Annotated in this window: 20 protein-coding genes; 9 read left to right on the forward strand and 11 right to left on the reverse strand. The window is 69.7% G+C overall.

Annotation, left to right across the window (positions count from 1 at the left end; translation table 11 throughout):
- Positions 1 to 203: 203 nt before the first annotated feature.
- A complete protein-coding gene (locus ABZZ22_RS05820) occupies positions 204 to 1,082 on the reverse strand; it encodes an acyl-CoA thioesterase II (RefSeq protein ID WP_292644066.1) in 879 nt (292 codons plus the stop codon).
- A gap of 15 nt (positions 1,083 to 1,097) precedes the next feature.
- A complete protein-coding gene (locus ABZZ22_RS05825; protein WP_354927753.1) occupies positions 1,098 to 2,057 on the reverse strand; it encodes a PAC2 family protein in 960 nt (319 codons plus the stop codon).
- Positions 2,058 to 2,369: 312 nt separating this feature from the next.
- On the opposite strand from ABZZ22_RS05825, the gene ABZZ22_RS05830 reads away from it, so the two are divergent.
- Together ABZZ22_RS05830 and ABZZ22_RS05835 are read left to right on the forward strand one after the other, a co-directional pair.
- Positions 2,370 to 3,569, forward strand: a complete 1,200-nt coding sequence (locus ABZZ22_RS05830; RefSeq protein ID WP_354927756.1) for an acetyl-CoA C-acyltransferase — start codon at positions 2,370 to 2,372, stop codon at positions 3,567 to 3,569.
- Between the two features lies 1 nt (position 3,570).
- The gene (locus tag ABZZ22_RS05835) at positions 3,571 to 5,664 is read left to right on the forward strand and encodes a 3-hydroxyacyl-CoA dehydrogenase NAD-binding domain-containing protein (protein ID WP_354927759.1); all 2,094 of its coding nucleotides are present in this window, start codon (positions 3,571 to 3,573) and stop codon (positions 5,662 to 5,664) included.
- Between the two features lie 87 nt (positions 5,665 to 5,751).
- Here ABZZ22_RS05835 and ABZZ22_RS05840 read toward each other — a convergent pair whose 3' ends face one another.
- From ABZZ22_RS05840 to ABZZ22_RS05865, 6 genes are all read right to left on the reverse strand, one after another.
- Entirely contained in the window at positions 5,752 to 5,973 is a 222-nt protein-coding gene (locus ABZZ22_RS05840; RefSeq protein WP_354927762.1) for a hypothetical protein, read from the reverse strand.
- 196 nt (positions 5,974 to 6,169) lie between these two features.
- Complete coding sequence (locus ABZZ22_RS05845) at positions 6,170 to 7,321, reverse strand: glycerate kinase (RefSeq protein ID WP_354927764.1); 1,152 nt, start codon at positions 7,319 to 7,321, stop codon at positions 6,170 to 6,172.
- Positions 7,322 to 7,324: 3 nt separating this feature from the next.
- The gene (locus ABZZ22_RS05850; RefSeq protein ID WP_354927767.1) at positions 7,325 to 8,698 is read right to left on the reverse strand and encodes a GntP family permease; all 1,374 of its coding nucleotides are present in this window, start codon (positions 8,696 to 8,698) and stop codon (positions 7,325 to 7,327) included.
- A gap of 174 nt (positions 8,699 to 8,872) precedes the next feature.
- Positions 8,873 to 9,997, reverse strand: a complete 1,125-nt coding sequence (locus ABZZ22_RS05855; protein ID WP_354928053.1) for a sugar diacid recognition domain-containing protein — start codon at positions 9,995 to 9,997, stop codon at positions 8,873 to 8,875.
- Complete coding sequence (gene dxs / locus ABZZ22_RS05860) at positions 9,994 to 11,919, reverse strand: 1-deoxy-D-xylulose-5-phosphate synthase (RefSeq protein ID WP_354927770.1); 1,926 nt, start codon at positions 11,917 to 11,919, stop codon at positions 9,994 to 9,996. The genes ABZZ22_RS05855 and dxs overlap by 4 nt, the downstream gene beginning before the upstream one ends.
- An 11-nt stretch (positions 11,920 to 11,930) precedes the next feature.
- Positions 11,931 to 12,383: an NUDIX domain-containing protein gene (locus tag ABZZ22_RS05865; RefSeq protein ID WP_354927773.1), complete on the reverse strand. Its 453-nt coding sequence runs from the start codon at positions 12,381 to 12,383 to the stop codon at positions 11,931 to 11,933.
- A gap of 110 nt (positions 12,384 to 12,493) precedes the next feature.
- On the opposite strand from ABZZ22_RS05865, the gene ABZZ22_RS05870 reads away from it, so the two are divergent.
- Positions 12,494 to 12,703, forward strand: a complete 210-nt coding sequence (locus ABZZ22_RS05870; protein ID WP_354927776.1) for a hypothetical protein — start codon at positions 12,494 to 12,496, stop codon at positions 12,701 to 12,703.
- Here the strand turns inward: ABZZ22_RS05870 and ABZZ22_RS05875 are convergent.
- Positions 12,700 to 13,935, reverse strand: a complete 1,236-nt coding sequence (locus tag ABZZ22_RS05875) for a helix-turn-helix domain-containing protein (RefSeq protein ID WP_354927779.1) — start codon at positions 13,933 to 13,935, stop codon at positions 12,700 to 12,702. The genes ABZZ22_RS05870 and ABZZ22_RS05875 overlap by 4 nt on opposite strands.
- Positions 13,936 to 14,083: 148 nt before the next feature.
- Here ABZZ22_RS05875 and ABZZ22_RS05880 point away from each other — a divergent pair, with 148 nt between their 5' ends.
- From ABZZ22_RS05880 to ABZZ22_RS05890, 3 genes are all read left to right on the forward strand, one after another.
- A complete protein-coding gene (locus tag ABZZ22_RS05880) occupies positions 14,084 to 15,409 on the forward strand; it encodes an MFS transporter (RefSeq protein ID WP_354927782.1) in 1,326 nt (441 codons plus the stop codon).
- 275 nt (positions 15,410 to 15,684) lie between these two features.
- Positions 15,685 to 18,006 carry a molybdopterin cofactor-binding domain-containing protein gene (locus ABZZ22_RS05885; protein WP_354927785.1) on the forward strand — a complete coding sequence of 774 codons (2,322 nt, stop codon included), beginning with the start codon at positions 15,685 to 15,687 and terminating at the stop codon, positions 18,004 to 18,006.
- An 8-nt stretch (positions 18,007 to 18,014) separates the two neighbouring features.
- On the forward strand, positions 18,015 to 18,506 hold the full coding sequence (locus ABZZ22_RS05890) for a (2Fe-2S)-binding protein (protein ID WP_354927788.1): 492 nt from the start codon (positions 18,015 to 18,017) through the stop codon (positions 18,504 to 18,506).
- On the opposite strand, the gene ABZZ22_RS05895 is transcribed toward ABZZ22_RS05890, so the two are convergent.
- Complete coding sequence (locus tag ABZZ22_RS05895) at positions 18,503 to 18,808, reverse strand: thiamine-binding protein (RefSeq protein WP_354927791.1); 306 nt, start codon at positions 18,806 to 18,808, stop codon at positions 18,503 to 18,505. The genes ABZZ22_RS05890 and ABZZ22_RS05895 overlap by 4 nt on opposite strands.
- A 100-nt stretch (positions 18,809 to 18,908) precedes the next feature.
- Here ABZZ22_RS05895 and ABZZ22_RS05900 point away from each other — a divergent pair, with 100 nt between their 5' ends.
- The 3 genes from ABZZ22_RS05900 (at position 18,909) to ABZZ22_RS05910 (ending at position 21,565) form a co-directional block, all read left to right on the forward strand.
- Entirely contained in the window at positions 18,909 to 19,136 is a 228-nt protein-coding gene (locus ABZZ22_RS05900) for a hypothetical protein (RefSeq protein WP_292644024.1), read from the forward strand.
- On the forward strand, positions 19,133 to 19,819 hold the full coding sequence (locus tag ABZZ22_RS05905) for a hypothetical protein (RefSeq protein WP_354927794.1): 687 nt from the start codon (positions 19,133 to 19,135) through the stop codon (positions 19,817 to 19,819). Before ABZZ22_RS05900 ends, ABZZ22_RS05905 begins: the two co-directional genes overlap by 4 nt.
- Positions 19,820 to 19,906: 87 nt before the next feature.
- On the forward strand, positions 19,907 to 21,565 hold the full coding sequence (locus ABZZ22_RS05910) for a glycosyltransferase family 39 protein (RefSeq protein ID WP_354927797.1): 1,659 nt from the start codon (positions 19,907 to 19,909) through the stop codon (positions 21,563 to 21,565).
- On the opposite strand, the gene ABZZ22_RS05915 is transcribed toward ABZZ22_RS05910, so the two are convergent.
- A complete protein-coding gene (locus tag ABZZ22_RS05915; protein ID WP_354927800.1) occupies positions 21,487 to 22,998 on the reverse strand; it encodes a hypothetical protein in 1,512 nt (503 codons plus the stop codon). The genes ABZZ22_RS05910 and ABZZ22_RS05915 overlap by 79 nt on opposite strands.
- Positions 22,999 to 23,123: the final 125 nt, after the last annotated feature.

The following is a 23,123-nucleotide window of genomic DNA, read 5'->3' on the forward strand; positions in this document are numbered from 1 at the left end:
GTGGCCCCGGTGAGCCTTCTCGACCAGGGTGCCCCACTGATAGCTCTTGCCGTCCATGCTCGAGTAGCCGATCACCGTATAGGCCACCACCCGGCTACGTCGGAGAGGATCGCGAGCCGACTCGACGCTGAATCTCGTCAGGACGAGCCGACTCGACGCGAGATCCCGTCAGGACGAGCCGACTCGACGCCGCTTTGGACGTGCTAGTCGCGCGGTGGGCGGATGAGGCCCTCTTGGGCGACGGTCGCCGCCAGGGTGCCGTCGGCGGTGAAGACGCGGCCGATGGACAGGCCGCGGCCACCGTAGGCCGAGGGGCTCTCCTGGTCGTAGAGCCACCACTCGTCGGCGCGGAAGGGCCGGTGGAACCAGATGGTGTGGTCCAGCGAGGCCATCTGGATGCCCTTGTGGTCCAGGGAGTGAGCAGCCAGGGAGGCGCCGAGGAGCGAGATGTCGGAGGCCCAGGTGAAGGCGCCGCGCTGGATGTCAGGATCGTCGGGGAGCTCGGCGCCCAGCCGGATCCACAGGCGCTGCTGCGCGGGCCGGGTCGGGTCCGGCTCGATGCCGAGCAGCGAGTTGCCGACGGCGCGCACCTCGACCGCCTCCCACTCGCGCGCCAGCGAGACCGCCTCCGGGCTGCCGGAGTCGGCCATCATCTTCAGGAAGTCGATGCACTTCTCCGGCGGCGGCACCGACGGCATCGCGTCCTGATGCTCGAAGCCGGTCTCCTCCCGCTGGAAGTTGGCGGTGAGGTAGTAGATGTCGCGCCCCTTCTGGCGCGCGCGGACCCGCCTGGTCTCGAAGGAGCGGCCGTCGCGGATCCGCTCGACCTCGTAGACGATCGGGTAGGACGGGTCACCCGGGAGCAGGAAGTAGGAGTGCATCGAGTGCACCGTGTAGGCGTCGTCAGCGGATCGAATCGCCGCCATCAGCGCCTGCGCGGCCACCTGGCCGCCGTAGGCGCGCCCGCGTGAGTTGCGGGTCGTGGTGGCGCCGTGGAAGAGATCCTTGTCGATCTCGACCAGGTCGAGCACACCCACCAACTCCGCCACTGCCTGATCCGCCGCTACTGCCTCGGTCGTCATGTGAGTGAGTTTCCCTCAGTCCTTCTCGGGGTCGTCATCGGGGTCGGGACCGTTCAGGCCGGCCAGGAACCGCTCGAACTGCTCACCGAGCTCCTCGCCGGTCGGCAGCGGCTCGTCGGGAGCGAGCAGGGAGCGCCCGGACTCCTCACCGCGCTGGAAGGTGTCGTACTGCCGCTCGAGCGCGGCCACGACCTCTCGCACCTCGGCGTTCTCCTCGATGTAGGAGGCGATCTCCTCCTCGCGGCGCTGCGCCTCGGCCTCCAGGTCGGAGACCGGGATGGTCAGCCGCGCCGCACGCTCGAGCTCCTCGAGCAGCGCGACCCCTGCGGCCGGGTAGTCGCTCTGCGCCAGGTAGTGCGGCATGTGCACCACGAAGCCGCCCGCGGGGTGGCCCCACTCCCCCAGGCGCACCTCCACCAGGGCCTGAGCCGAGGACGGGATCCGGATCTCGCCCTTCCACGGGCTCTCCCAGACCTGGCCCGCGAGCTCCTGGGCCGGGTCGTTGGCGTGCCGAGTCGTGGTCAGCGGACGAGTGTGCGGCACCGCCATCGGCACCGAGCCGAGCGAGATCACCTCGGTCACGCCCAGGCGCTCGATGACGTCGCGTACGGCGCCGGCGAACGCCTCCCAGCGGTTGTCCGGCTCGGGGCCGTGCAACAGCAGGTAGGGGTTGTCGCCGGTGTCCTTGAGGAGCCGGACGACCAGCCGCGGCGCGTCGAAGGACTCGTAGTGGTCGCTGACGAACGAGATCGCCGGACGCCGGGCTCGGTAGTCGTGGAGCTCGTCCACGTCGAAGGTCGCCACCACCGGCGCCCGCCTGGAGGCCTGGAGCAGGTGGGCCGTGGCTCGCTCGACGGCCTTGCCGGCATCGAGGAATCCGTCCAGGGCCACCACCATCGGAAGCCGGTCGCCACCTGCGAGGACGACCTCCTCGGGCAGGTCGTCCACGATGTGCACAAGTCGTGATCCGGACATCGGTGCCTCCTCCCGTCGCGTACGGCCCGCACGGGCCTCGCCGTCATCTGCCTCGCCCGGGGTCTCGACCCTGGGGCTCATCCTTCTCAATACACGCTTCCACATGACGACAGGGCAGCATCCTGGAGGCCCCCGATATTCCCAAGCCGACGCGCGGACACCGCCGCAACACCTCGGACGTCCGCTGCGACCGACCCCTGGACCCAGCCGTTGTTACTTGCGGGTAATGTATTCCTCGGGCACCACCCCGTGCCCGCATCGACAACGTCGCCCAAAGCGGCGACCGACCGGCAACCCACATGGAGTGACACGGTGACCCGACAGCTGCGAGAAGTCGTCTTCGTCGACGGCGTACGCACACCTTTCGGCAAGGCCAAGGGCCAGTACGCCGAGACCCGCGCTGACGACCTGGTCGTCAAGCTCATCCGTGAGCTCACGCGCCGCAACCCCGACCTTCCCCCGGAGCGGATCGACGAGGTCGCCATCGCCGCGACCACGCAGATCGGCGACCAGGGCCTGACCATCGGCCGAACCGCCAGCCTGCTCGCCGGGCTGCCGCAGTCCGTGCCGGGCTACGCGATCGACCGGATGTGCGCGGGCGCGATGACCGCCGTCACCACGACTGCCGGCGGCATCGCCTTCGGTGCCTACGACGTCGTCATCGCCGGCGGTGTCGAGCACATGGGCCGCCACCCGATGGGCGAGGGCGTCGACCCGAACCCGCGGATCATCTCCGAGAAGCTGGTCGACCCGAGCGCGCTCGTCATGGGCAACACCGCCGAGAACGTGCACGACCGCTACCCGGCGATCACCAAGGAGCGCACCGACGCATTTGCGGTCCGCTCCCAGGAGCTGGCTGCCAAGGCGTACGCCGACGGCAAGATCCAGCCCGACCTGGTCCCCGTCGCCACCCGCTCGGCCGAGAACGGCTGGGGCCTGGCCACCACCGACGAGCCGATGCGTCCCGGCACCACCACCGAGGACCTGGCCAAGCTGAAGACCCCGTTCCGGCCGCACGGCCGCGTCACCGCGGGCAACGCGGCGGGCATCAACGACGGTGCGACGGCCTCGCTGCTGGCCTCCGAGGAGGTCGCGAAGGAGCTCGGTCTGCCGATCAAGATGCGGCTGGTGTCGTACGCCTTCGCCGGCGTCGCCCCCGAGGTCATGGCCGTCGGCCCGATCCCCTCGACCGAGAAGGCGCTGGCCAAGGCCGGGCTGACGATCGACGACATCGAGGCCTTCGAGGTCAACGAGGCCTTCGCGATCCAGGTGCTCGCGTTCTTGGACCACTTCGGCATCGACGAGAACGACGACCGCGTGAACCCCTACGGTGGCGCGATCGCGTTCGGCCACCCGCTGGCCTCCTCCGGTGTGCGGCTGATGATCCAGCTCGCGCGCCAGTTCGAGGAGCGCCCCGAGGTGCGCTACGGCCTCACCACCATGTGCATCGGCCTGGGTATGGGCGGCACGGTCATCTGGGAGAACCCTCACTGGAACGGCGCGGAGGCCTGACATGACGAACATCAACACGCTTCTCGCTGATGCCGAGAAGCTCTTCACCGACGACGAGGTCGTCACCGCGGCCAAGCTGGCCAAGGTCAACCTGCCTTCCGGCAAGGTGCTCGGCCTGGTCACCCTCGACAACGGGCACGACCACACTCGCCCGAACACCTTCGGGCCGAAGTCGTTGGTCGAGCTCAACACGGCGTACGACGCAGCCCTGGCCGACTCCGAGATCGACGCGATCGCGGTGACCGGCAAGCCGTTCATCCTCGCGGCCGGTGCCGACCTGACCTCGCTGCAGGCGGGTGGCGCCGACGGGATCCGGACGATCGCCGAGCTGGGTCACGCGGTCTTCCGCAAGCTCGGTGACGGTGACGGCACCACCAAGAAGCCGTCCTTCGGGTTCATCAACGGGCTCGCGCTCGGTGGCGGCCTCGAGGTCGCGCTGCACGCCGACTACCGCACCATCCAGGACTCGGTGCCGGCGGTCGGCCTGCCCGAGGTCATGCTCGGCCTGATCCCCGGCTGGGGCGGTGGCTACTTGCTCCCGAACCTGATCGGTCCGGCCAAGGCCGCCAAGGTCTTCATCGAGAACCCGCTCAACAACGGCAAGGTGCTCAAGGGCGCCGAGGCCTACGATCTGGGCATCGCGGACGCGATGTTCGGTGGCTCCGACTACCTCGAGCAGTCGCTGCTGTGGGCCGACAAGGTCCTGACGGGAGACATCCAGGTCGACCGCGAGGAGATCGACCGAGGCGACGCCTGGGACGAGGCCGCCAAGAACGCCGGCTTCTTCGCCTGGGCCAAGACCGGTGACGCCTCCCCGGCCGCCAAGAAGGCCGTCGAGCTGCTCACCCTGGCCAAGACCGCCTCGCGCGACGAGGGTTTCGCGGCCGAGGACGACGCGCTCGTGGCGATGTCGAAGACCCCGCAGCTGGTCGCCTCGCTCTACTCCTTCGACCTGGTGCAGAAGCGCGCCAAGCGTCCCGCCGGCGCCCCCGACAAGGCGCTCGCGCAGAAGGTCACCAAGGTCGGCATCATCGGTGCCGGGCTGATGGCCTCGCAGTTCGCGCTGCTCTTCGTCCAGCGGCTCAAGGTGCCGGTCGTCATGGTCGACCTCGACCAGGAGCGTGCCGACAAGGGCGTGGCGTACGTTCACGCCGAGCTCGACAAGAAGCTCGCCAAGGGCCGTGCGAGCCAGGACGCGACCAACCGCCTCAAGGCGCTCGTGACCGCGTCGGTCGACTACGCGGAGGCCTTCTCCGACGCCGACTTCATCATCGAGGCCGTCTTCGAGGAGATGGGCGTCAAGAAGACCGTCTTCGCCAACGCCGAGGCCGTCGCGCCGGAGACCGCGGTCTTCGCCACGAACACCTCGAGCCTCTCGATCACGGAGATGGCGGCCGACCTGAAGAACCCCGAGCGGGTCGTGGGCTTCCACTTCTTCAACCCGGTCGCGGTCATGCCGCTGCTGGAGATCATCCGCGGCGAGAAGACCTCGGACGCGGCCCTGGCCACGGCGTTCTCCGTCTCGAAGTCGCTGAAGAAGACCTCGATCCTGGTCAAGGACAGCCCGTCCTTCATCGTGAACCGGCTCCTGGGCCGCTTCATGGGCGAGGTCTCCAAGGTCGCCGACGAGGGCACCCCGGTCGACGTCGTCGAGGCCGCCTTCGCCGGGGTCGCGCCGATGGGCCCGTTCGCGCTTATCGGCCTGGTCGGTCCCGCGATCGCGTACCACAACAACGAGACACTGGCTAAGGCCTTCCCGGACCGGTTCTACCTCTCCGAGAACCTTCACCGCGTCGTCGAGGCCAAGAAGAGCTCGTTCTTCGGTCCCGACGGTCGTACGCTCGACCCCGAGGTCGAGGCGCTGCTGGTCACCGGCGACGTGGTCAAGACCGCCGAGGAGGCCCGCCGGCAGGCGCTGGAGGCCATCGCCGACGAGATCGGCTGCATGCTCGAGGAGGGCGTCGCGCAGGCCGCCGAGGACATCGACCTGGCGATGATCACGGGAGCCGGCTTCCAGTTCTGGAACGGCGGTATCACCCGTCTGCTCGACCGTGAGGGCATCTCTGAGAAGGTCACCGGCAAGAAGTTCCACTGACCTCTCGACGAACCGCCGCCGGCCACGATGTGGTCGGCGGCGGTTCGCGTTCAGTGTGTCAGGAGCTGGTTCAGGCTCAGCCCGGGCTCAGACGCGGTTGTCGACGTAGGCGCCGCTCCCGCTGCTGGCCACGCCCGGGTTCACGGTCTTCTGCCGCGAACGAGGCCGCTGCTGATCCATGCCCTGCGCGGAGCGGCGCCGGCTCTCGATCCGCTTGCGGACCTTCTCGTCAGCCGCTCGCAGGTCGAACGGCGCGGACATCTGCTCTGGTGACCAGTGGAACTCGGCCACGAGATCGTCGTAGAGCATGGATTCCCCCGAGTGCTGATTGGTGACGGTGGCGATGGTTCCGGGAGCCTGCCGGTCCCGGGACCAACGACACTCTAGACCGGGACCCGCCCCCATCTGATGGACCGCCACACGTGAAGTCCGGTCTCGATCGCGAACCGCCCCCTTCTGACCTGCGAGAACCGGTTCTTCGTCGGCCATAGGCCATGTCTCAGGGTCAGAGACGCGCGCCGGCCGCGACGCTCCACACCCGCGCGATCGACTCCGCGGTCCGGGACAGATCGCTCTCGACGCGGTCCAGCGCTTCGTGCAGCGGCCCCGGACCGGGTGCGGCGGAGAAGACCGCCGTCATGCCGGCCGCGATCGCCTGGTCCGCACCCTGCGACACGTCACCGGCGATCACGACGACCGGGACGTCGTGTGCCTGGGCGAGTCTCATCACACCGACCGGCGTCTTGCCGCCGAGAGACTGCGTGTCCAGCCTGCCCTCGCCGGTGATCACCAGGTCGGCGCCCGCGATCGCGGAGGCGAGACCGACGGCCTCCGCGACGAGGTCGAAGCCGGAGCGCAGGTCGGCACCGAGGAACGCGAGCGCAGCGAACCCGAGGCCTCCCGCCGCGCCGGCACCCGGGGTCGCCGGGTCGGCGAGCGAGCCACACACCTCGCCGAGCCGGCGCAGACCGTCGTCGAGCATCCACACGGTCGCCTCGTCGGCGCCCTTCTGCGGCCCGAAGACGTACGCCGCGCCCTGCGGACCGTGCAGCGGACTGTCCACGTCGCAGGCGGCGACCACCTCGCAGCGAGCCAGACCGGGATGCACGCCGCTGAGGTCGATCGCGGCGACGTCGTGCAGGCCGACGCCTCCGGGAGCGATGCTCGCTCCGGTCGAGGAGCTGAAGCGTACGCCCAGAGCCTGGGCCATCCCGACGCCACCGTCGGTGGTCGCGCTTCCTCCCAGCGTGAGCAGGAGGCGCTCGGCCCCGGCGTCCAGAGCGGCCTTGATCAGCTCCCCCGTGCCGTACGACGTGGCGGCCGCGGCGCTCGCCGGCGTCGGATCGACCAGGTGCAGCCCCGAGGCGGAGGCCATCTCGACCACCCCGGTGAGCCGGCCCCCGGCCTCCTCGGCAGGGATCAGTCCGAGCTCGGCGCCGACCGGCCGGCCGTGCGGGCCGGTCACGGTGTGCCGGGTGATCCGCCCGCCGAGGGAGCCGACCAGGGCGTGCAGCGTCCCCTCTCCCCCGTCGGCGACCGGCAGGCACACCGTCTCCCAGCCGGGGGCCCCGCGCCGCCAGCCGGCGGCGATGGCGGCGGCCGCCGCGGGGCTGCCGCAGCTGCCCTTGAACGAGTCCGGAGCGATGACGACGCGCACGGCTCAGACGATCAGCAGGGAGAGCGGCAGGACGACGAGCATGCCGGCGATGCCCTGGACCAGGGTCGCCATCGTCTGGGCGCGGTAGGCCTGCGGCACGCTCATCCGGCTGAACTGGCTGACCACCCAGAAGTAGCTGTCGTTGGCGTGCGAGACCGTCATCGCCCCGAGCCCGATCGCGAGCACGACCAGCGTACGTCCGAGGTCGCTGCCGAGCCCCAGGTCGGCCACCAGCGGCGCGACCAGGGCGGAGGTGGTCACCATCGACACCGTCGAGGAGCCCTGGGCCGTCTTCAGCGCGGCCGCGATCAGGAACGGCACCATGATCCCGATGCCCAGCGCCGACAGCTCGGTGCCGAGGTAGGTGCCGATGTCGGTCGCCTGGATGACGGCACCGAACGCGCCGCCGGCGCCGGTGATGAGGAGGATCGGCGCGGCGTCGACGATGCCTTCCCCGACCCGGTCGGTCACGGTCTTCTCGTGGTTGCTCGGGCGCAGGCCCGCGATCGCGATCGCCAGGCCGATCAGCAGCGCGATGACGGGCTGGCCGACGAAGCGCAGCACGTCGGCCGCCACCGTCTCGGTGCCGGGAAGGAACGGGAGCGACATCGCCGAGCCGAGCATGATCAGCAGGATCGGGATCACGATCGGGGCGAACGCCATGGCGGCACCCGGACGCTGGACGGTGTCAGCGAGCTTCTCGAACTCGGCGATCCGGCGGTCGACCTCGGCGTCCGAGACGCCGTCGGGCTGGACGTCGCGGAACCGCATCGCCCACAGCGCCCCGGCCGCGGCGGAGACGAGCCCGACCACGAGGCCCAGGGCCATCACCAGGCCCAGCTGCGCGTCGAGGCCCAGGTTGCCGGCCGCGGCGATCGGGCCGGGAGTGGGCGGGACGAGGGTGTGGGTGGCGTAGAGGCCGGTGGCCAGGGCGACGGACATCGCGACCGGACTGGTGCGAGTGCGGGCGGCCATCGACTCCTTGAGCGAGTTGAGGATGACGTACGCGGAGTCGCAGAAGACCGGGATCGACACGACGTACCCGATGATGCTCATCGTCAGCGTCGGGAACCGTCGGCCGAGCAGCTTCACGATCGCGTCGGCCATCGTGATCGCCGCGCCGGACCGGTCGAGGAAGACGCCGATGATCGTGCCGAGGATGATGACGATCCCGATGCCGCCGAGGGTGCTGCCGAAACCGCCGGTGGCGATCGCGACGACACCCGGGGTGTCACCGTCGGTCAGAGGCGGCAGCCCGAAGGCCAGGCCGCCGACCAACGCGGTCAGCAGGAGCGCCAGGAACGGATGCACCCGTGCCCACGCGGTGAGCAGGATCAGCCCGATCACCAGGGCGATCAGAATCAGCAGGTCGGCCATGGAAGTCCTTCGTCGTCATACCGGCTCGCGCCGGTCGGGCAAGATCGTGCCCGCGCGCCAGGCACGCGTCAGGCATCCGCTGCACAGCATCGACGTCGCGATGTGACGGCGTCCACAGGCAGATGGCCAAGGCCCACTGCCCGGATCTTGTGCATCTGCACAAACCGCCCCGGGCTACCCCTCCGAGCCGAGCACCGGACCGAGGTAGAGGATCAGCACGTCCGGGAGGTGGTCCATCCGCAGCCCGGTGATCTCGCCGATCCGGGCGAGGCGATACCGGACGGTGTTGCGATGGACGTGCAGGGCGCCGGCCGCCGCCGTCGCGCTGGCATGGTGCTGGATGTAGGCGCTGAATGTGGCCACGAGCTCGCCGGAGCGGTCCGCCGCGACCAGCCGCTGCCACGGCTCCGCGAGCAGGTCACCTCGCCAGCCCTCGCCCATGCCCCTGACCAGGGCGAGCAGCGGAACGTCGTCGAAGTCGTACCCGCCGCCCGTGCCGACGTGACCGGTGACCGCCAGCGTGTCGCGGGCGGTGAGGTACGCATGCTCGAAGGTGCTGCTTCCGGCGAAGGCGCGCCCGGTGGCATGCCGGAGACGGCCCTCTGTTGCATGCAGCAGCGCGCTGACATCCTCGTTGGGGCCCGGGGAGCGACCGGCGGGGCTGAAGACGACGAGCTCCTGCGGCTCCACCCGCCCGACCAGGACGCCGCGCACCTGCAGCAGTTCCCGCTGGATCCCCCGCAGGGCCTCGGTGTGACCCTGGGTGCGTGCCGCCGGTGCGATCACGGTCGCACGTCGCGGCACCTCGAGGTCGATGCCGAGTCCGGCCGCCCACTCGGCGAGCTCGCGCGGACCGAGCCGTCCGGCGGCGGCGTGGCCGACGAACTCCTCCCGCTCCCGGTAGCGCCACTGCCGGGACTCGGCTGCCTGGGCCTGGTCCACCATCAGCTCCGCCGTCACTCGGATGAGGTCGCCGAGCACGCGTACCTGCCCCGGGTCGCCGGTGATGCCGACGACCCCGACCAGCCGGCCGTGGCACCGCAGCGGCAGGTTGACGCCGGGCTGGACGCCACGCAGCGCGAGCGCGTCGGAGTGCGCGATCTCCACGATCCGCTCCTGCTGCGCCGCCAGCAGGGCCCCTTCGTGCACGGTGCCGATCCGGTCGTCCTGCCCCGAGGCCAGGATCACTCCGGCTGCGTCCATCACGTTGACGTTGTGGCCGATGACGCCCATGGTCCGTTCGACGACCTGAAGCGCCAGCTCCGGGGTCAGATGAGCGGTGCCGACCGCACCGCTCAGAGCTGCTCCTGGTGCGAGAGGCGCCCCTCGTCGATGGGAGGAACGGTGTCGCCACGGAGGAAGCCCTCCAGCACCGAGATGGTGTCCAGGGCGATCGCCTGCGGAGTCAGGCCGATCGCCTCCAGGATCTTGGGACGCTTGGCGTGGTCGAGGAACTCCTGCGGGATCCCGTGGATCTTCACCGGCGTGCGTACGTCGGCGGCGGTCAGGGTCTGCAGGAACGAGGCACCCACGCCGCCGGCGACACCGTTGTCCTCGATGGTGACGACGAGCCTGTGGTCGGCGGCCGCCTCGACGAGAGCCGGGTCGACCGGCTTCACCCAGCGGGGGTCGACGACCGTGACGCCGATGCCTTGCGCGGTGAGCCGCTCCGCGACGCCCACCGCGACCTCGGCCATCGAGCCGACGCCGAGGACCAGGACGTCCTTGGTGCCGTTGCGCACGAGCACGTCGGCATCGCCGAGCTTGGCGATCGTGGGGATGTCCTCGGGCGGGGGGCCCTTCGGGAAACGTACGACGGTGGGCGCGTCGTCGACGTCGACCGCCTCGTCGAGCAGCTCGTTGAGGCGGGTGATGTCGCGGGGCGCGGCCAGGCGGAGCCCGGGCACGACCTGGAGGAGCGACATGTCCCACATGCCGTTGTGGGAGGCGCCGTCGTCACCGGTCACCCCGGACCGGTCGAGGACGAACGTGGCTCCGGCGCGGTGCAGGGCGCAGTCCATCAGCACTTGGTCGAAGGCACGGTTGAGGAAGGTGGCGTAGACCGCGAAGACCGGGTGCAGGCCACCCATCGCGAGACCGGCGGCCGAGGTGGCTGCGTGCTGCTCGGCGATCCCGACGTCGAAGGTGCGCTTCGGGAACCTCGCCTGGAACGCGTCGAGGCCGACCGGGTGCATCATCGCCGCGGTGATCGCGACGATGTCCTGGCGGCTCTCCCCCAGCCGCACCATCGCGTCGGAGAAGTGGTCGGTCCAGATCCGGCCCTTCGGCTTCTCGGCGCCGGTCTGGACGTCGAAGGGGCCGGGCGAGTGGAACTGGTCGGCCTCGTGGCGCTCGGCCGGGTCGTAGCCGTAGCCCTTGCGGGTGATCGCGTGCACGATCACCGGGCCGCCGAACTTCTTGGCGCTGGTCAGGGCCTGCTCGAGCGAGTGCCGGTCGTGGCCGTCGACGGGCCCGACGTACTTCAGCCCGAGGTCCTCGAAGAGACCCTGGGGCGCGACCGCGTCCTTGAGCCCCTTCTTGACCGCGTGGAGCGCGTCGTAGGCCATCGCGCCGATCCCGGGCACCGCGTTGAGGCGGCGCTTGACCATGTCGAGGACGAGCTCGTAGCGCGGGTTCGTACGCAGCGAGGTCAGCGCCGTGGCCAGGCCACCGATGGTCGGGGTGTAGGAGCGGCCGTTGTCGTTGACCACGATGACCAGCTTGGAGTCGTGCTGGATCGCGATGTTGTTGAGCGCCTCCCAGGCCATCCCGCCGGTCAGCGCGCCGTCGCCGATCACGGCGACCACGTGGCGGTCCTCGCCGCGGATGGTGTAGGCCTTGGCCAGCCCGTCGGCGTAGGAGAGCGAGGTGGAGGCGTGGGAGTTCTCGACCACGTCGTGGTCCGACTCCGACTGGCTCGGGTAGCCGCTCATCCCGCCCTCGCGGCGCAGCGTGCAGAAGTCGCCGGCCCGGCCGGTGACGAGCTTGTGCACGTAGGACTGGTGGCCGGTGTCGAAGACGATCTTGTCGCGCGGGCTGTCGAAGACCCGGTGCATGGCCAGCGTCAGCTCGACCACACCGAGGTTCGGCCCCAGGTGGCCGGTGTTGGTGGCCACCGTCCGGATCATCACGTCCCGGATCTCGCTCGCGAGGAGCTCGAGCTGGTCGTCGGAGAGATCACGAAGATCCTGCGGCGCGGCGATGCGTTCGAGGAGACCCATAGGAGGGGATTCTACGTCTCGGCCCTGAGGGGCGCCGACTCGGATAGCGCCTCGTGCTGGCGCGATCCGAGGAACTGCCCGAGCCCGATCCGAGCGGAGTCGCTGAGGTCCAGGTCAGGTGCCTTCGCCGGGTCGACGAAGACGATCTGCCGGCCCTCGTGGCACACGATGTCGGCATCGGTGAGGTCTGTTCCGGCCGCGTACAGATGGACCTTGTCGTCGGTGCCCGTCTCGGGGTGGTGGACGTCGTGGACGGCGACCAGGTGCAGGTCGGCGGGGCTCACCCGGATCTCCGTCTCCTCCTCGAGCTCACGCGCGGCGCCGGCCAGCGGGTCCTCACCGGGCTCGAGGTGGCCGCCGCAGAAGGACCACTTCTCCGGCGCGATGCGCGGGTGCTCGTCACGCTCCTGGAGCAGCACCCAGCCACGACGGTCGACAAGGATCACAGCGGCGAACTCGGTCATGAGGTGCGAGCCTAGTTGCTTCCCGGACCGGCGCTCGCGGCCGACCTGCCGACACTCCTGTGAGGCGTACGTTCCTTGACTGGACGCAAGCCAAGGCAAAGACTGGCTTCATGGCAATGACCAAGAAGCAGAAGGCGATCCTGTCCACCGGCGCTCTCGTGGCCCAGGCGGCAGTCGCTCCGGTGATCCTGCGTGACCTGCAGAAGCGCTCCGACGACGAGATCCGCGGACCGCGGACCCTGTGGCGGCTGTGGGGCAGCACCAACCTGCTCGGCGCAGCGGTCTATTGGTTCTACGGCCGCAAGCCGGCCCAGGCTTAGGCCCTCGCCACTCCGCGAGGCCCGGTGAGGAGCCGGATCGCGAAGATCAGCTCCTCGACGTCGGCGAACCGGCGCAGGTCGCAGCCGGTGCGCTCGGCGATCCGCTCGAGCCGGTAGTAGGCGGTGTTGACGTGCATGTGCAGGCGCTCCGCGGCGAGCTTTGCATTCAGGTCGCTGGCGACGTAGGCCAGCATCGTATCGATCATCGCCCCGTCGCGCGCCAGGTCGTCGGTGACGAATTGACGCAGCTCCGGACGGATCAGTCGACGCACGGTGGCGTCCTCGCGCAGCACCAGGTAGTCGACCGTCGAGAGCATCGGCAGCGCCACCACACCCGGCTGCTCCGCCAGGGAGTCGCGGGCGATCCCAGCCTCGGCGTACGCCGCCGGGACGTCTGCCCAGCCGGTGTGGACGGTGCTGACGCCGACCGCCAGATCGATGCCCTGACGGGCGAGCTGGCGGTGCACCCGGCGTAGATCGGGCACGAGAGCCTGCACGTCGTCGGTGGCCACCGGCAGGATTCCGATCATCTGCTCCTGCTGGATCACCGCGACGCCCTCCTGATCCGGACCGAGCTCGGTGCGGATGACCCGGAGCGCTTCGCGCAGACTCTGGCCGACACGTAGGGGGCGCACCGGGACCGCGATGATCACTACCGCCCGTCCGTCGCGCTCGAGCCCGCACGAACGAGCGACATCAAGCCTCGGACCCGCCGGGACCTCACGTCCGGCCAGAAGATCCTCGACAAGGTCCCGCCGGATCCGGTCCCCCTCGGCAAGCTCGAGCTGCTGGGTGTTGAGGTAGGCCTCGGCAGCCACCGTGCTCCCCACCTCGATCACCTGCATCACGCGCGAGGCCGCGGCCAGCGCCGCCTGGCTGGTCTCTGGGTCCGAGGCAGCGATCTCGACGATTCGCTCCCACAACGCGACCTGCCCCAGACGGAAGGCATGCAGGAAGTCAGCGAGCGCGACCCCTTGGCGCACCCGGTTGGCCGCCTGACCGGCACTCAGGGGGAAGTCCTCGCGGACCGCGTCGCGCCCCTCCTCGAGAGTGATCAGCACCGCATGGAAGACCGCCTCGGCATGGCGGCCGACATCGCTGCGCAGGTTGGGGTCGCGGCTGGCCGCGTAGGCCGGGACCTGCTCCCAGGTGCGCGTCAGGAAGACCTCGACGGTCGTCGGCAGGCGGTCTCGGACGCCGGCGACGATGCGCTTGATCGGATCGGTGCTCATCAGGACCTCCTCGTCCGGAGTTGTAGGTCGACCACAACGAGTTCTGTGGCTCGTACTCGTGGCCCCGAGGCCCGTTGCGACCGCACAGTGATGCCTGTCACACCCGACATCCTGCCGCACACGGCGGGACGGACACAGAGGCAGGCACATGACCACAACGACCCAGCCCCGGTCGATGTCACGGATCGCGATGGCATCGCTGGTCGGCACGACCATCGAGTTCTACGACTTCCTCATCTACGGCTACGCCGCCGCACTGGTCTTCGGACCGCTCTTCTTCCCCTCGCTCGGCACCGCCGCCGGCACCTGGGCATCCGTCGCGACGTTCGGGGTCGCCTTCGTCTTCCGCCCGCTGGGCGCCGTGGTGTTCGGGCACTTCGGCGACCGGCTGGGCCGCAAGCGCACCCTGGTGACGACGCTGCTGATGATGGGTGGTGCGACCTTCGCGATCGGCCTGATCCCGACGGCCGCTGCGATCGGAGCGGCGGCGCCGCTGCTGCTGGTGCTCCTGCGAGCGACCCAGGGCACCGCGCTCGGCGGCGAGTGGGCAGGCGCGGCGCTGCTCACCTCCGAGTACGCCGCAGAGGGCAAGCGCGGGCGCTACAGCCTGTTCCCCCAGCTGGGCCCCGGACTCGGCGTGATCATCGCCAGCGGGACCTTCCTGCTCACGATCCAGGTGATCGGCTTGGCGGCCTTCCAGCAGTGGGCCTGGCGGGTGCCGTTCCTGGTCAGCATCGTGCTCATCGCGCTCGGCCTCTGGGTCCGGCTCAACATCGCCGAGACGCCGTCGTTCGCGAAGGTCACGGCCGCTCGAGCCAAGGTTTCCTTCCCGTTCGCCGCCGCACTCCACGACCAGTGGAGGCAGATCCTGCTCGGCGGCGGGATGCTGGCGATGACGTTCGGCGCCTTCTACCTCGCCGTGGTCTTCCTCGGCGGCATCGCCACCAGGCCGCCGGAGGAGAACGGACTCGGTCTCACCCTCAACCAGATGCTGACGGCCAACATGGTGGCCGGCCTCGTCCTCTGCGTCGCGGTGATCGGGTCCGCACTGCTCTCCGATCGGGTCGGCCGACGCGCCGTGCTGTTGAGCGGGACGGTCTTCGGCCTGATCGCCGGCCCGGTGGCGTTCGCGATCCTGACCCCCGGCGACGCCGGCTCGTTCACCCTGGCAATGGCGGTGCTGATGATCGCCATCGGCATCCCCTACGGGCCGGCCGCGGCGTACCTTCCGGAGCTCTTCCGGGCGGAGTACCGCTATACCGCTGCCGGAATGGCCTACAACCTGGCCGGGATCATCGGCGGCGCGCTGCCGCTCGTGATCGGCGGCGCGCTTCTGGAGCGCTGGGGCACCAGCGGCCTCGCCGGCTTCGTGACGGTCCTGGCCGTGTTCAGCACCGCGTGCCTACTCGCGCTGCGCGAGACCCGCGGCCAGGTGCTGGACGCCGATCCCGTCTCCCCAGCCACGACGGCCTGAACCCGCGTCACGTCTGGATCATGCCGGAACTCCCCAAGGGCCCGACCGGCAAGATCCTGCGCCGCGAGATCGATTCGTCGGCAGTTTCGAACTGACCTCGAAACCGGATACCCGGGCCGGCATCAGAACCCATTTATAGTCCGTCACCACCCGATTTATAGCGGCCTCACACATTTCCCGACGCGCCCTTCCCAAACGAGCCAGGGCTGCTGAATGGTGCTATGTGTCGGGGGTCACAAATATCTCGGCCTTGCCCAACCAGGAGTGAGCACACCATGGAGAATCATCCCGCTGAGGGCCCGTCTCGGGTCTCCAGACGTTCGTTCGTCGGCTACGTCATCGGCGGCGCGACCCTGATCGCCGCAGCCGATCTGGGCCTGACGCCGTCCGCGGCCAACGCGGCACCGATCCCGTCGGTGCCACAGATTCCGGAGGTCTATGACCTCAACGACTTCCTCACGCACTGCGCGATGCCGACCTCGAACCTGATCGCGATCGAGGTCGACGAGAAGGGGCATGCCCACTTCGCGCTGCCGCGGATGGAGGTAGGCCAGGGGATCACCACGGCCGTCGCGATGCTGATCGCCGAGGAGCTCGAGCTCCCGATCGACCACGTGCACGTGACGCTGGCCCCGGCTCGCCCCGAGCTGCTGTTCAACCAGCTGACCGGCGGGTCCAACACGATCGTCTCGGTCTACACCCCGGTCCGGGTCGCCGCCGCCATCGCACGCAAGGCGCTGCTCGAGGCGGCCGCGATCATGCTCGGGGGCGCGGTGACCCAGCTGACCTCCAAGGAAGGCGTGATCAGTCTCCCGGACGGTTCGTCGGTGACCTACGGCGAAGCCGCTGCCAAGGCGGCGAAGCCGACGACCGAGAAGGTCGAGGTCGAGCTGAAGAAGACCTCCGACCACAAGGTCGTCGGAAAGCCCCATCGGCGCATCGACGCGCGCGAGGCCGTCACCGGCAAGAAGCAGTTCGCGATGGACCTCGACATCCCCGACGCCCTGCCCACGATGGTGTGCCGCGCGCCCGAGCTCAACGGCACGCCGCACGCGATCAACAACAAGGGCGACGTCGAGACGATGCCGGGTGTCACCCACGTCGCGATCATCCCGACCGGTGTCGCGGTCCGGGCCAAGACGTTCGGTCAGTGCATCGACGCCGTCCGCGCGCTGGACGTCACCTGGAACTCCGGCACGGTCGGCGGGCTGTCGGCCAAAGACATCAAGGCCGAGCTCAAGGCCGGACAGATCCCGCTCGCGGTGCCGAAGATCGGGGCGACCTCGGTCGACGGCGAGTTCACCTTCCACTTCCGCAGCGGCTCGGCCCTCGAGCCGAACTGCGCGGTCGCGGACGTACGCGACGGCGAGGCCACCGTCTGGGGCGGCCTGAAGTCGCCGATCGACGCCCAGGGCCGGATCGCCAAGGCGCTCGGCCTCCCCCAGACCAAGGTGACGGTCAACGTGGTCCAGGGCGGCGGGTCCTTCGGCCGCAAGCTCTTCAGCGACGCCGCCGTGGAGGCCGCGCACGCCTCGAAGGCCTTCGGTGCGCCGGTCAAGCTGATGTGGCACCGCGCCGACGAGCCGCGCCAGGGCCGGGTGCACCCGATGGCGGTCTCCAAGGTCCGGGCCACGGTGCTGGCCGGCAGCATCCTCACATTCGAGCAGCGCCACGCCAGCGTGGCCACCGACTTCACCCACGGGCTCGGCGAGCGGCTGACCGCCGAAGCGGCCGCGCTACCGACCGGTCTGTCGAACCTGACCTTCTCTGAGTCGATCTTCCTGCTCAGCCAGGAGCTGCCGTACAACTTCGGGGTCGTCACACAGCTGCTCAACGAGCCGAAGCCCGCGGTCGACCGGTTCAACACCAGCTCGGTGCGCAACATCTACTCCCCCGACGTCGCCACCGCCAGTGAGCTCATGGTCGACCAGCTCGCCAAGAAGCTGAAGCAGGATCCGGTCACCTTCCGGCGCAACTATCTCAAGAGCGACGTCGTCAAGCGGGTGCTCGACCGTGCCGCCGAGCTCGGCGACTGGGGCCGCTCGATGCCCGCAGGAACGGCACAGGGCATCGCCGTCCACAAGGAGTACAAGGGCGCCACCGCCGTCCTCGTCGAGATCGACTGCCGCCCCGAGACCGTCAACCGCAAGGTACGCGACGCGGTCACCGGACCCCGGGTCACCAAGGCCGTCGTGGTCGCCGACGTCGGCCTGGTGATCAACCCCGCCGGAGTGAAGGCCCAGATGATGGGAGGCTTCTCCGACGGGATGTGCCAGGCGCTGACCTACAGCAACCACCTGGTCGACGGGCAGTTCCTGGAGGCCAGCTGGGACAACTCGGCCTACACCCGTCAGTGGAACACGCCGTTCGAGTTCGAGTGCGAGGTGATCGAGTCGCACGGCAGCCAGCCGGGCGGTGTCGGCGAGGCCGGCGTGGCCGCCTCCATGGCCGCCGTCGCCTGCGCCTACGCCCGAGCCACGGGCAAGATGCCCACGGAGTTCCCGATCAACTTCCACGACCCGCTCCACTTCGAGCCCAAGTCCTTCATCCCGTCCGTCCCCGAGTCGCCGACCGACGGCCTCTCCTACACGTTCTGAGGTCTTCGATGCCTACTCACACCTTCCAGCTCAACGGCGAGTCCGTCACCGTCGACGTCGAGGACGACGTACGCATCCTGTGGGTCCTGCGCGACATCCTCGGTGTCACCGGACCCAAGTACGGCTGCGGCATCAACGTCTGCAAGGCCTGCACCTCACACATCAACGGCAAGGCGTTCAACCCCTGCTCGGTGCGGGTCTCCGACATCGGCGCCGACGACGAGATCACCACGATCGAGGGTCTTGCCGACACCGCCCCGGGCAAGGGGCTGCACCCGATGCAGGAGGCCTGGCTCGAGCACGACGTCGCCCAGTGCGGCTACTGCCAGCCCGGCCAGATCATGGCCGCGGTCGCTCTGGTCAACAAGGTCCGCGAGGAGGGCCGCGCGATCAACGAGGCTGACCTCGACACCATCCGCAACGTCTGCCGCTGCGGCACCTACACCCGGATCCGCGAGGCCATCAAGACCGGACAGGACGCGATGGCCCGTGGGCTCTAGTAGCCGGAGAGCTCCTGCTCGATCCGCTCGACCTTCGCCGTGAGCTGGCCGGTGTAGCCGGGCCGGATGTCGGCCTTGAGCACCAGCCCGACCCGCGGCGAGACGGCGGCGACCGCGTCGACGCACTGCTTGATGACACCCATGACCTCGTCCCACTCACCTTCCAGGTTGGTGAACATGGCGTTGGTCTCGTTGGGCAGTCCGGAGTCGCGGACGATACGGATCGCCTCCGCGACGGACGCGGCCACCGAGCCATCGGGGTCGTCGGAGGTCGTCGGGGCGATCGAGAAGGCGACGAGCATGTCGAGACAATATCCAACTGGCTCTCCAACTGCCTCCGTCGGCTGCATATAGTGGCGCCGCCGGGGGCCGAACGTGCCACAGCCGGCGGGAAGGAAGGCGATGAGTGAGGGACTCGACCGGCTCGCTGCCACGCTCGGCGTGCCGGCCACGCGGCTCGCGCCGCTGGAGGCGTACGACGACCAGCAGCTGGACCGCTTCGACGATCTGGTCCGGGGCGTGATGACCGCGGAGGACAAGGCGTTCGACGCCTCTCTCGACGAGGCGCTGAAGATGGTTCCGAAGATGCTGCGAGGGGTCGTCCAGAGGATGCTCGGAGGTGCCCGATGACGGCTCTGACCAGCGCGCTGGAGATCACCAAGCTCGCCCACGAGATGCATGTGGACGAGGCCGAGCTCGCGTTCCTCGCCACCACCTCCCCCGACGACCTCCGCGACCTGCGCGGGATCGTCTCGCACGCGATGTTCAGCCGCCACGAGTCCCGGGTCAAGGGGCTGGCCGCGGTCAGCAAGAAGCTCCCCGCGGCGGTCACCGCGAAGATCACCGAGATCGCGATGGGGCCGATGCTCAGTGCCCGCGTGGCTGCAGTGATGGATCCGGCCGACGCCGCGAAGCTGGCCGGCCACCTGAAACCGGAGTTCCTCGCCGAGCTCTCCGTCCACCTCGACCCGAGTCGGGTGGGCGCCATCATCGCCAGGCTCGACCGGGCACTGCTCGTCGACGTCGGCCGCCGGCTCCTGGCCGACGGTCACGTCCTGACGCTGGCCAGGTTCACCAGCGTCGTCGGCCCCGAGACCTCGCTCCAGGTGATGGACGGCGCCTCCGGCGCCGAGATCCTCCAGGTGGCGCTCTTCCTCGACGACACCTCGGTGCTCGACCCGATCCTCGCCGGCCTCTCCGACGAGACCCTCGCCGAGCTGGTTGCCGCCACCGACGATCACGGCGAGGCAGCCGAGGTGCTCCTGGCGATCCTGAGCGAGGACAGTCGCGCCAGGATCGCCTCGCTCGCCTGAGGCCGGAACCTGGCCATCCGGTGACAAGCTGTCGAACGACGGCGAAATGAGCGCGCCATCGCGCGACCTGGCGGTTACCGTCCGCGCGTGCCCACTGTCCATCTGCCGCACCCTCCCCTCCCCCCGGAACACCGGGACGGAGGCGAGGGGCGCATCAGGCTGCTGCTCGGAGCGCTGCTGACCGGGTCCTTCGCGCTGCGTCTGGTCGGCATCGACCATGGTCTGCCCCAGGTCTACAACCCCGACGAGGAGCTCCACTTCGTCCCGCAGGCCGCGGCTGCCGCGGACGGCGACCTCAACCCGGGCTACTTCCAGAACCCGTCGGCGCTGACCTACCTGCTGGCCATCGTGTTGCGGATGGTCTACATCGGCCAAGACGTGACCGAGCAGCTGGCAGCCGATCCCGGCGAGGTCTTCTGGGTGTCTCGGGTCGTGGTCGCGACTCTGGCGACCGTTCTGGTCTACCTCGTCTACCGACTGGGACGCCGGCTCTACGGCGCTGCCGCGGGGTTGATCGCCGGCGCCCTGCTGGGTTTCGCCTTCCTCCCCGTCTTCTACAGCCATCAGGCGCTCAACGACATCGTCACGCTGATCCCGGTGACGCTGGCGATCTGGGCTTCGATGCGCGCCTACGAGGGCGGCCGCCTGGCCGACTTCGCGCTCGCCGGCACGATGGTCGGGCTCGCCGCCGGCACCAAGTACTCGGCCGGACCGGTCGCGCTGGTCGTCGGGCTGGCCGGCCTCCTGCGTCTCCTCGAGCGCAAGGACCGGGTGCTCCCGACCCTCACCGCCCTCGTCTGCTCAGGGGTGGCCTGTTTCGCGGCGTTCGTGCTGGTCAACCCATTCCTGGTGATCGACTTCGACTACGCGATCCGCCAGTACAGCGGGCAGTCGGCGCAGCTCCCCGCCGGCAAGATCGGGCAGATCGGCGACGCCTGGTCCTACTACCCGTACTCCCTCCTCTGGGGGCTCGGTGTGGTGCCGGTCGCGATGGCGCTGCTCGGCGCGATCTCCGGGCTGCGCAGCGACCGGGGACGTACGCTGCTGCTGGTCCTCTTCCCCGTCGTGCTCTACCTCTACGCCTCCACCCAAGGCCGGTTCTTCGCCCGCTGGATGCTGCCGACCTACCCGCTCCTGGCCGTCCTCGCCGGGCTCGGGGCGGTCGTCCTGGCCGGCTGGATCGCCAGGCGCCTCACCGAACGGCGACGGACCCGTCTGGCGGGGCCGGCGCTGCCGGCGGTTGCGCTCCTCATGCTCGCCCAGCCCATGGTCGACTCGGTGCGCAACTCCGTCATCCTCACCCGCACCGACACCCGAACCCTTGCCCTCGGCCACCTCCGCGACCACCTCCCGCCCGGAGCCCGGATCGTGGTCGAGCCGGCCTTCCCTGCCGCGTACCTCGACTCCGCAGACGTCGCGCAACGGCCGGTCGCGCGGCCGTTCCAGGAGTATGAGTCACGGCTGAGTCCCGAGCTCGTCGACGCCTACCGCGAGGAGGGCTACTGCTGGGTGCTGGTCACCAGCCACCAGCGCGACCGCGGCCTCGCAGCCGGGCTGAGCGGCGCCGCTGCCTACTACGATCGGCTGCGACGCGAGGCAGACCAGATCGTGACGATCTCGCCCTACCGAGACGGAGCGAGCGCGCCGAGGTTCTCCTTCGACTTCAGCTACGACTGGTATCCGCTCGCGTTCGAGCGCCCCGGCCCCGAGATCGAGGTCGTCTCGCTCTCCGAGTGCACCGGCTGAGCTCGCAGCTCACGCACCAGCACCACCGCTGCCGCCAGCACGACCACGTCGCCGATCACGAAGAGGCCGCCGCCGAGCAGGCTGTGCACCGGACCGGTGAGCTGGGTCTGCAGCAGAACGTGGGCGACGAGTGCCACGGCGAGCATGATCGAGACGAAGACGTACGCCACCTTCGCCTCCAGCGCAGCGGGGTCTGCCCCAGGCGTCAGGGCCCGGCCGAGGCGTAGCACGGCCAGAGCCACCAGGGTGGCCGTCAGCGGCAGCAGCGGCATCGCATATCGAGCATGGATCCAGCCGCCGCCGGCGATGAAGGAGGCGATACTGGCGACCACCAGCGCCGAGTAGCCCACCACGACTCCCCACGCTGCCCAGTCCTCCGCGGAGACGGTGCCGATCCAGCGCCGCAGGGCCCGCCGGCCGCTGAGCTGACGGTGCCGCGCGCGGGCCTCGACCCAGAGCGCGGCGAGCACGACCGCGAGAACCAGGACGGGCACGACCACGAGCACGTTGAGCAGCCGCTCGTCGATCCACAGCGAGGCGAAGAGCCGCCAGTGGAACGTCGGGTCGAGCAGGGTGCCGAGCGTGGTGCCCGACGGCTCGCGGCCGAACTTCTCGAAGAGAGCTGCCGAGGCCGTCGGGTCGCCGTAGAGACGGATGTTGCGTACGTAGAACCAGGCGACCGCCACCACCGGCACGATGCCGACCACGAAACCGCCCACGAGACCGCTCACCAGACCCGCGCGGCTGCGCCGGTGGAGCCACGTCGCGCCGACCACGGCCAGGCAGGCGAGCGCCACTGCGATCACGCCTGTCGACCGGGTCGCCACCGAGGCGGTGGCCGCGGCTGTGATCAACGCGATCCGGGTTGGAGTGACCCCCGCTCTGACCATCCGCAGCGCGACCAGCACCACGAACAGCATGGTCACGACGGAGAGGCCGTCGTTGTAGATGCCGCCGCCGCGGTAGGGGATCGCACCGCAGGAGAGCGCGAGAGCCGCGGCGAGCAGGGGCACCGCCGGGCGTCGAGGCACCAGCTCACGCGAGATCAGCCCGACCAGGAGGACCGAGAGGGCCAGGCCGATGCCGTTGAGCAGCCGCATGCCGAAGTAGGTGACCCCTGGATGACCGGTGGCGTCACCGAGCGCGACCAACGGCAGCGACAGGACGTAGAAGAGCGGCGGATGGTTGGCGACCCAGACCGCGCTGTGGGCCTCGTCCTTGGTCGCCAGGATCGCCGACATTCGCGGGTAGGCGTCCGGCTCCGCCGGGATCGGGGTGTCGATGGTCGGCAGCTGCCCCCGGTACAGCACCTCCGCGTAGCCCGCGTGGGCACGCTCGTCGGCCTGGTGCAGCGGCGCGGTCGCGACAGCCGTCTGCAGGCACAGCACGAAGACCACGACGCCGACCAGCAGAAACGCTCTGCGATTGGGCACACCCAAATCTAGGACGCCATCATCCCCGGCGAGCACTCATCTGGGCCCCCAGCGGGCATGTTCGTCCGGCGTTCGCCCAGATGTCATGAGGCCGGGCCCGCCGCTCCATCGGAGCAACGGGCCCG

The organism is Nocardioides sp. NPDC006273 (genome assembly GCF_040613495.1).
In the GTDB taxonomy this organism is placed as follows: domain Bacteria; phylum Actinomycetota; class Actinomycetes; order Propionibacteriales; family Nocardioidaceae; genus Nocardioides.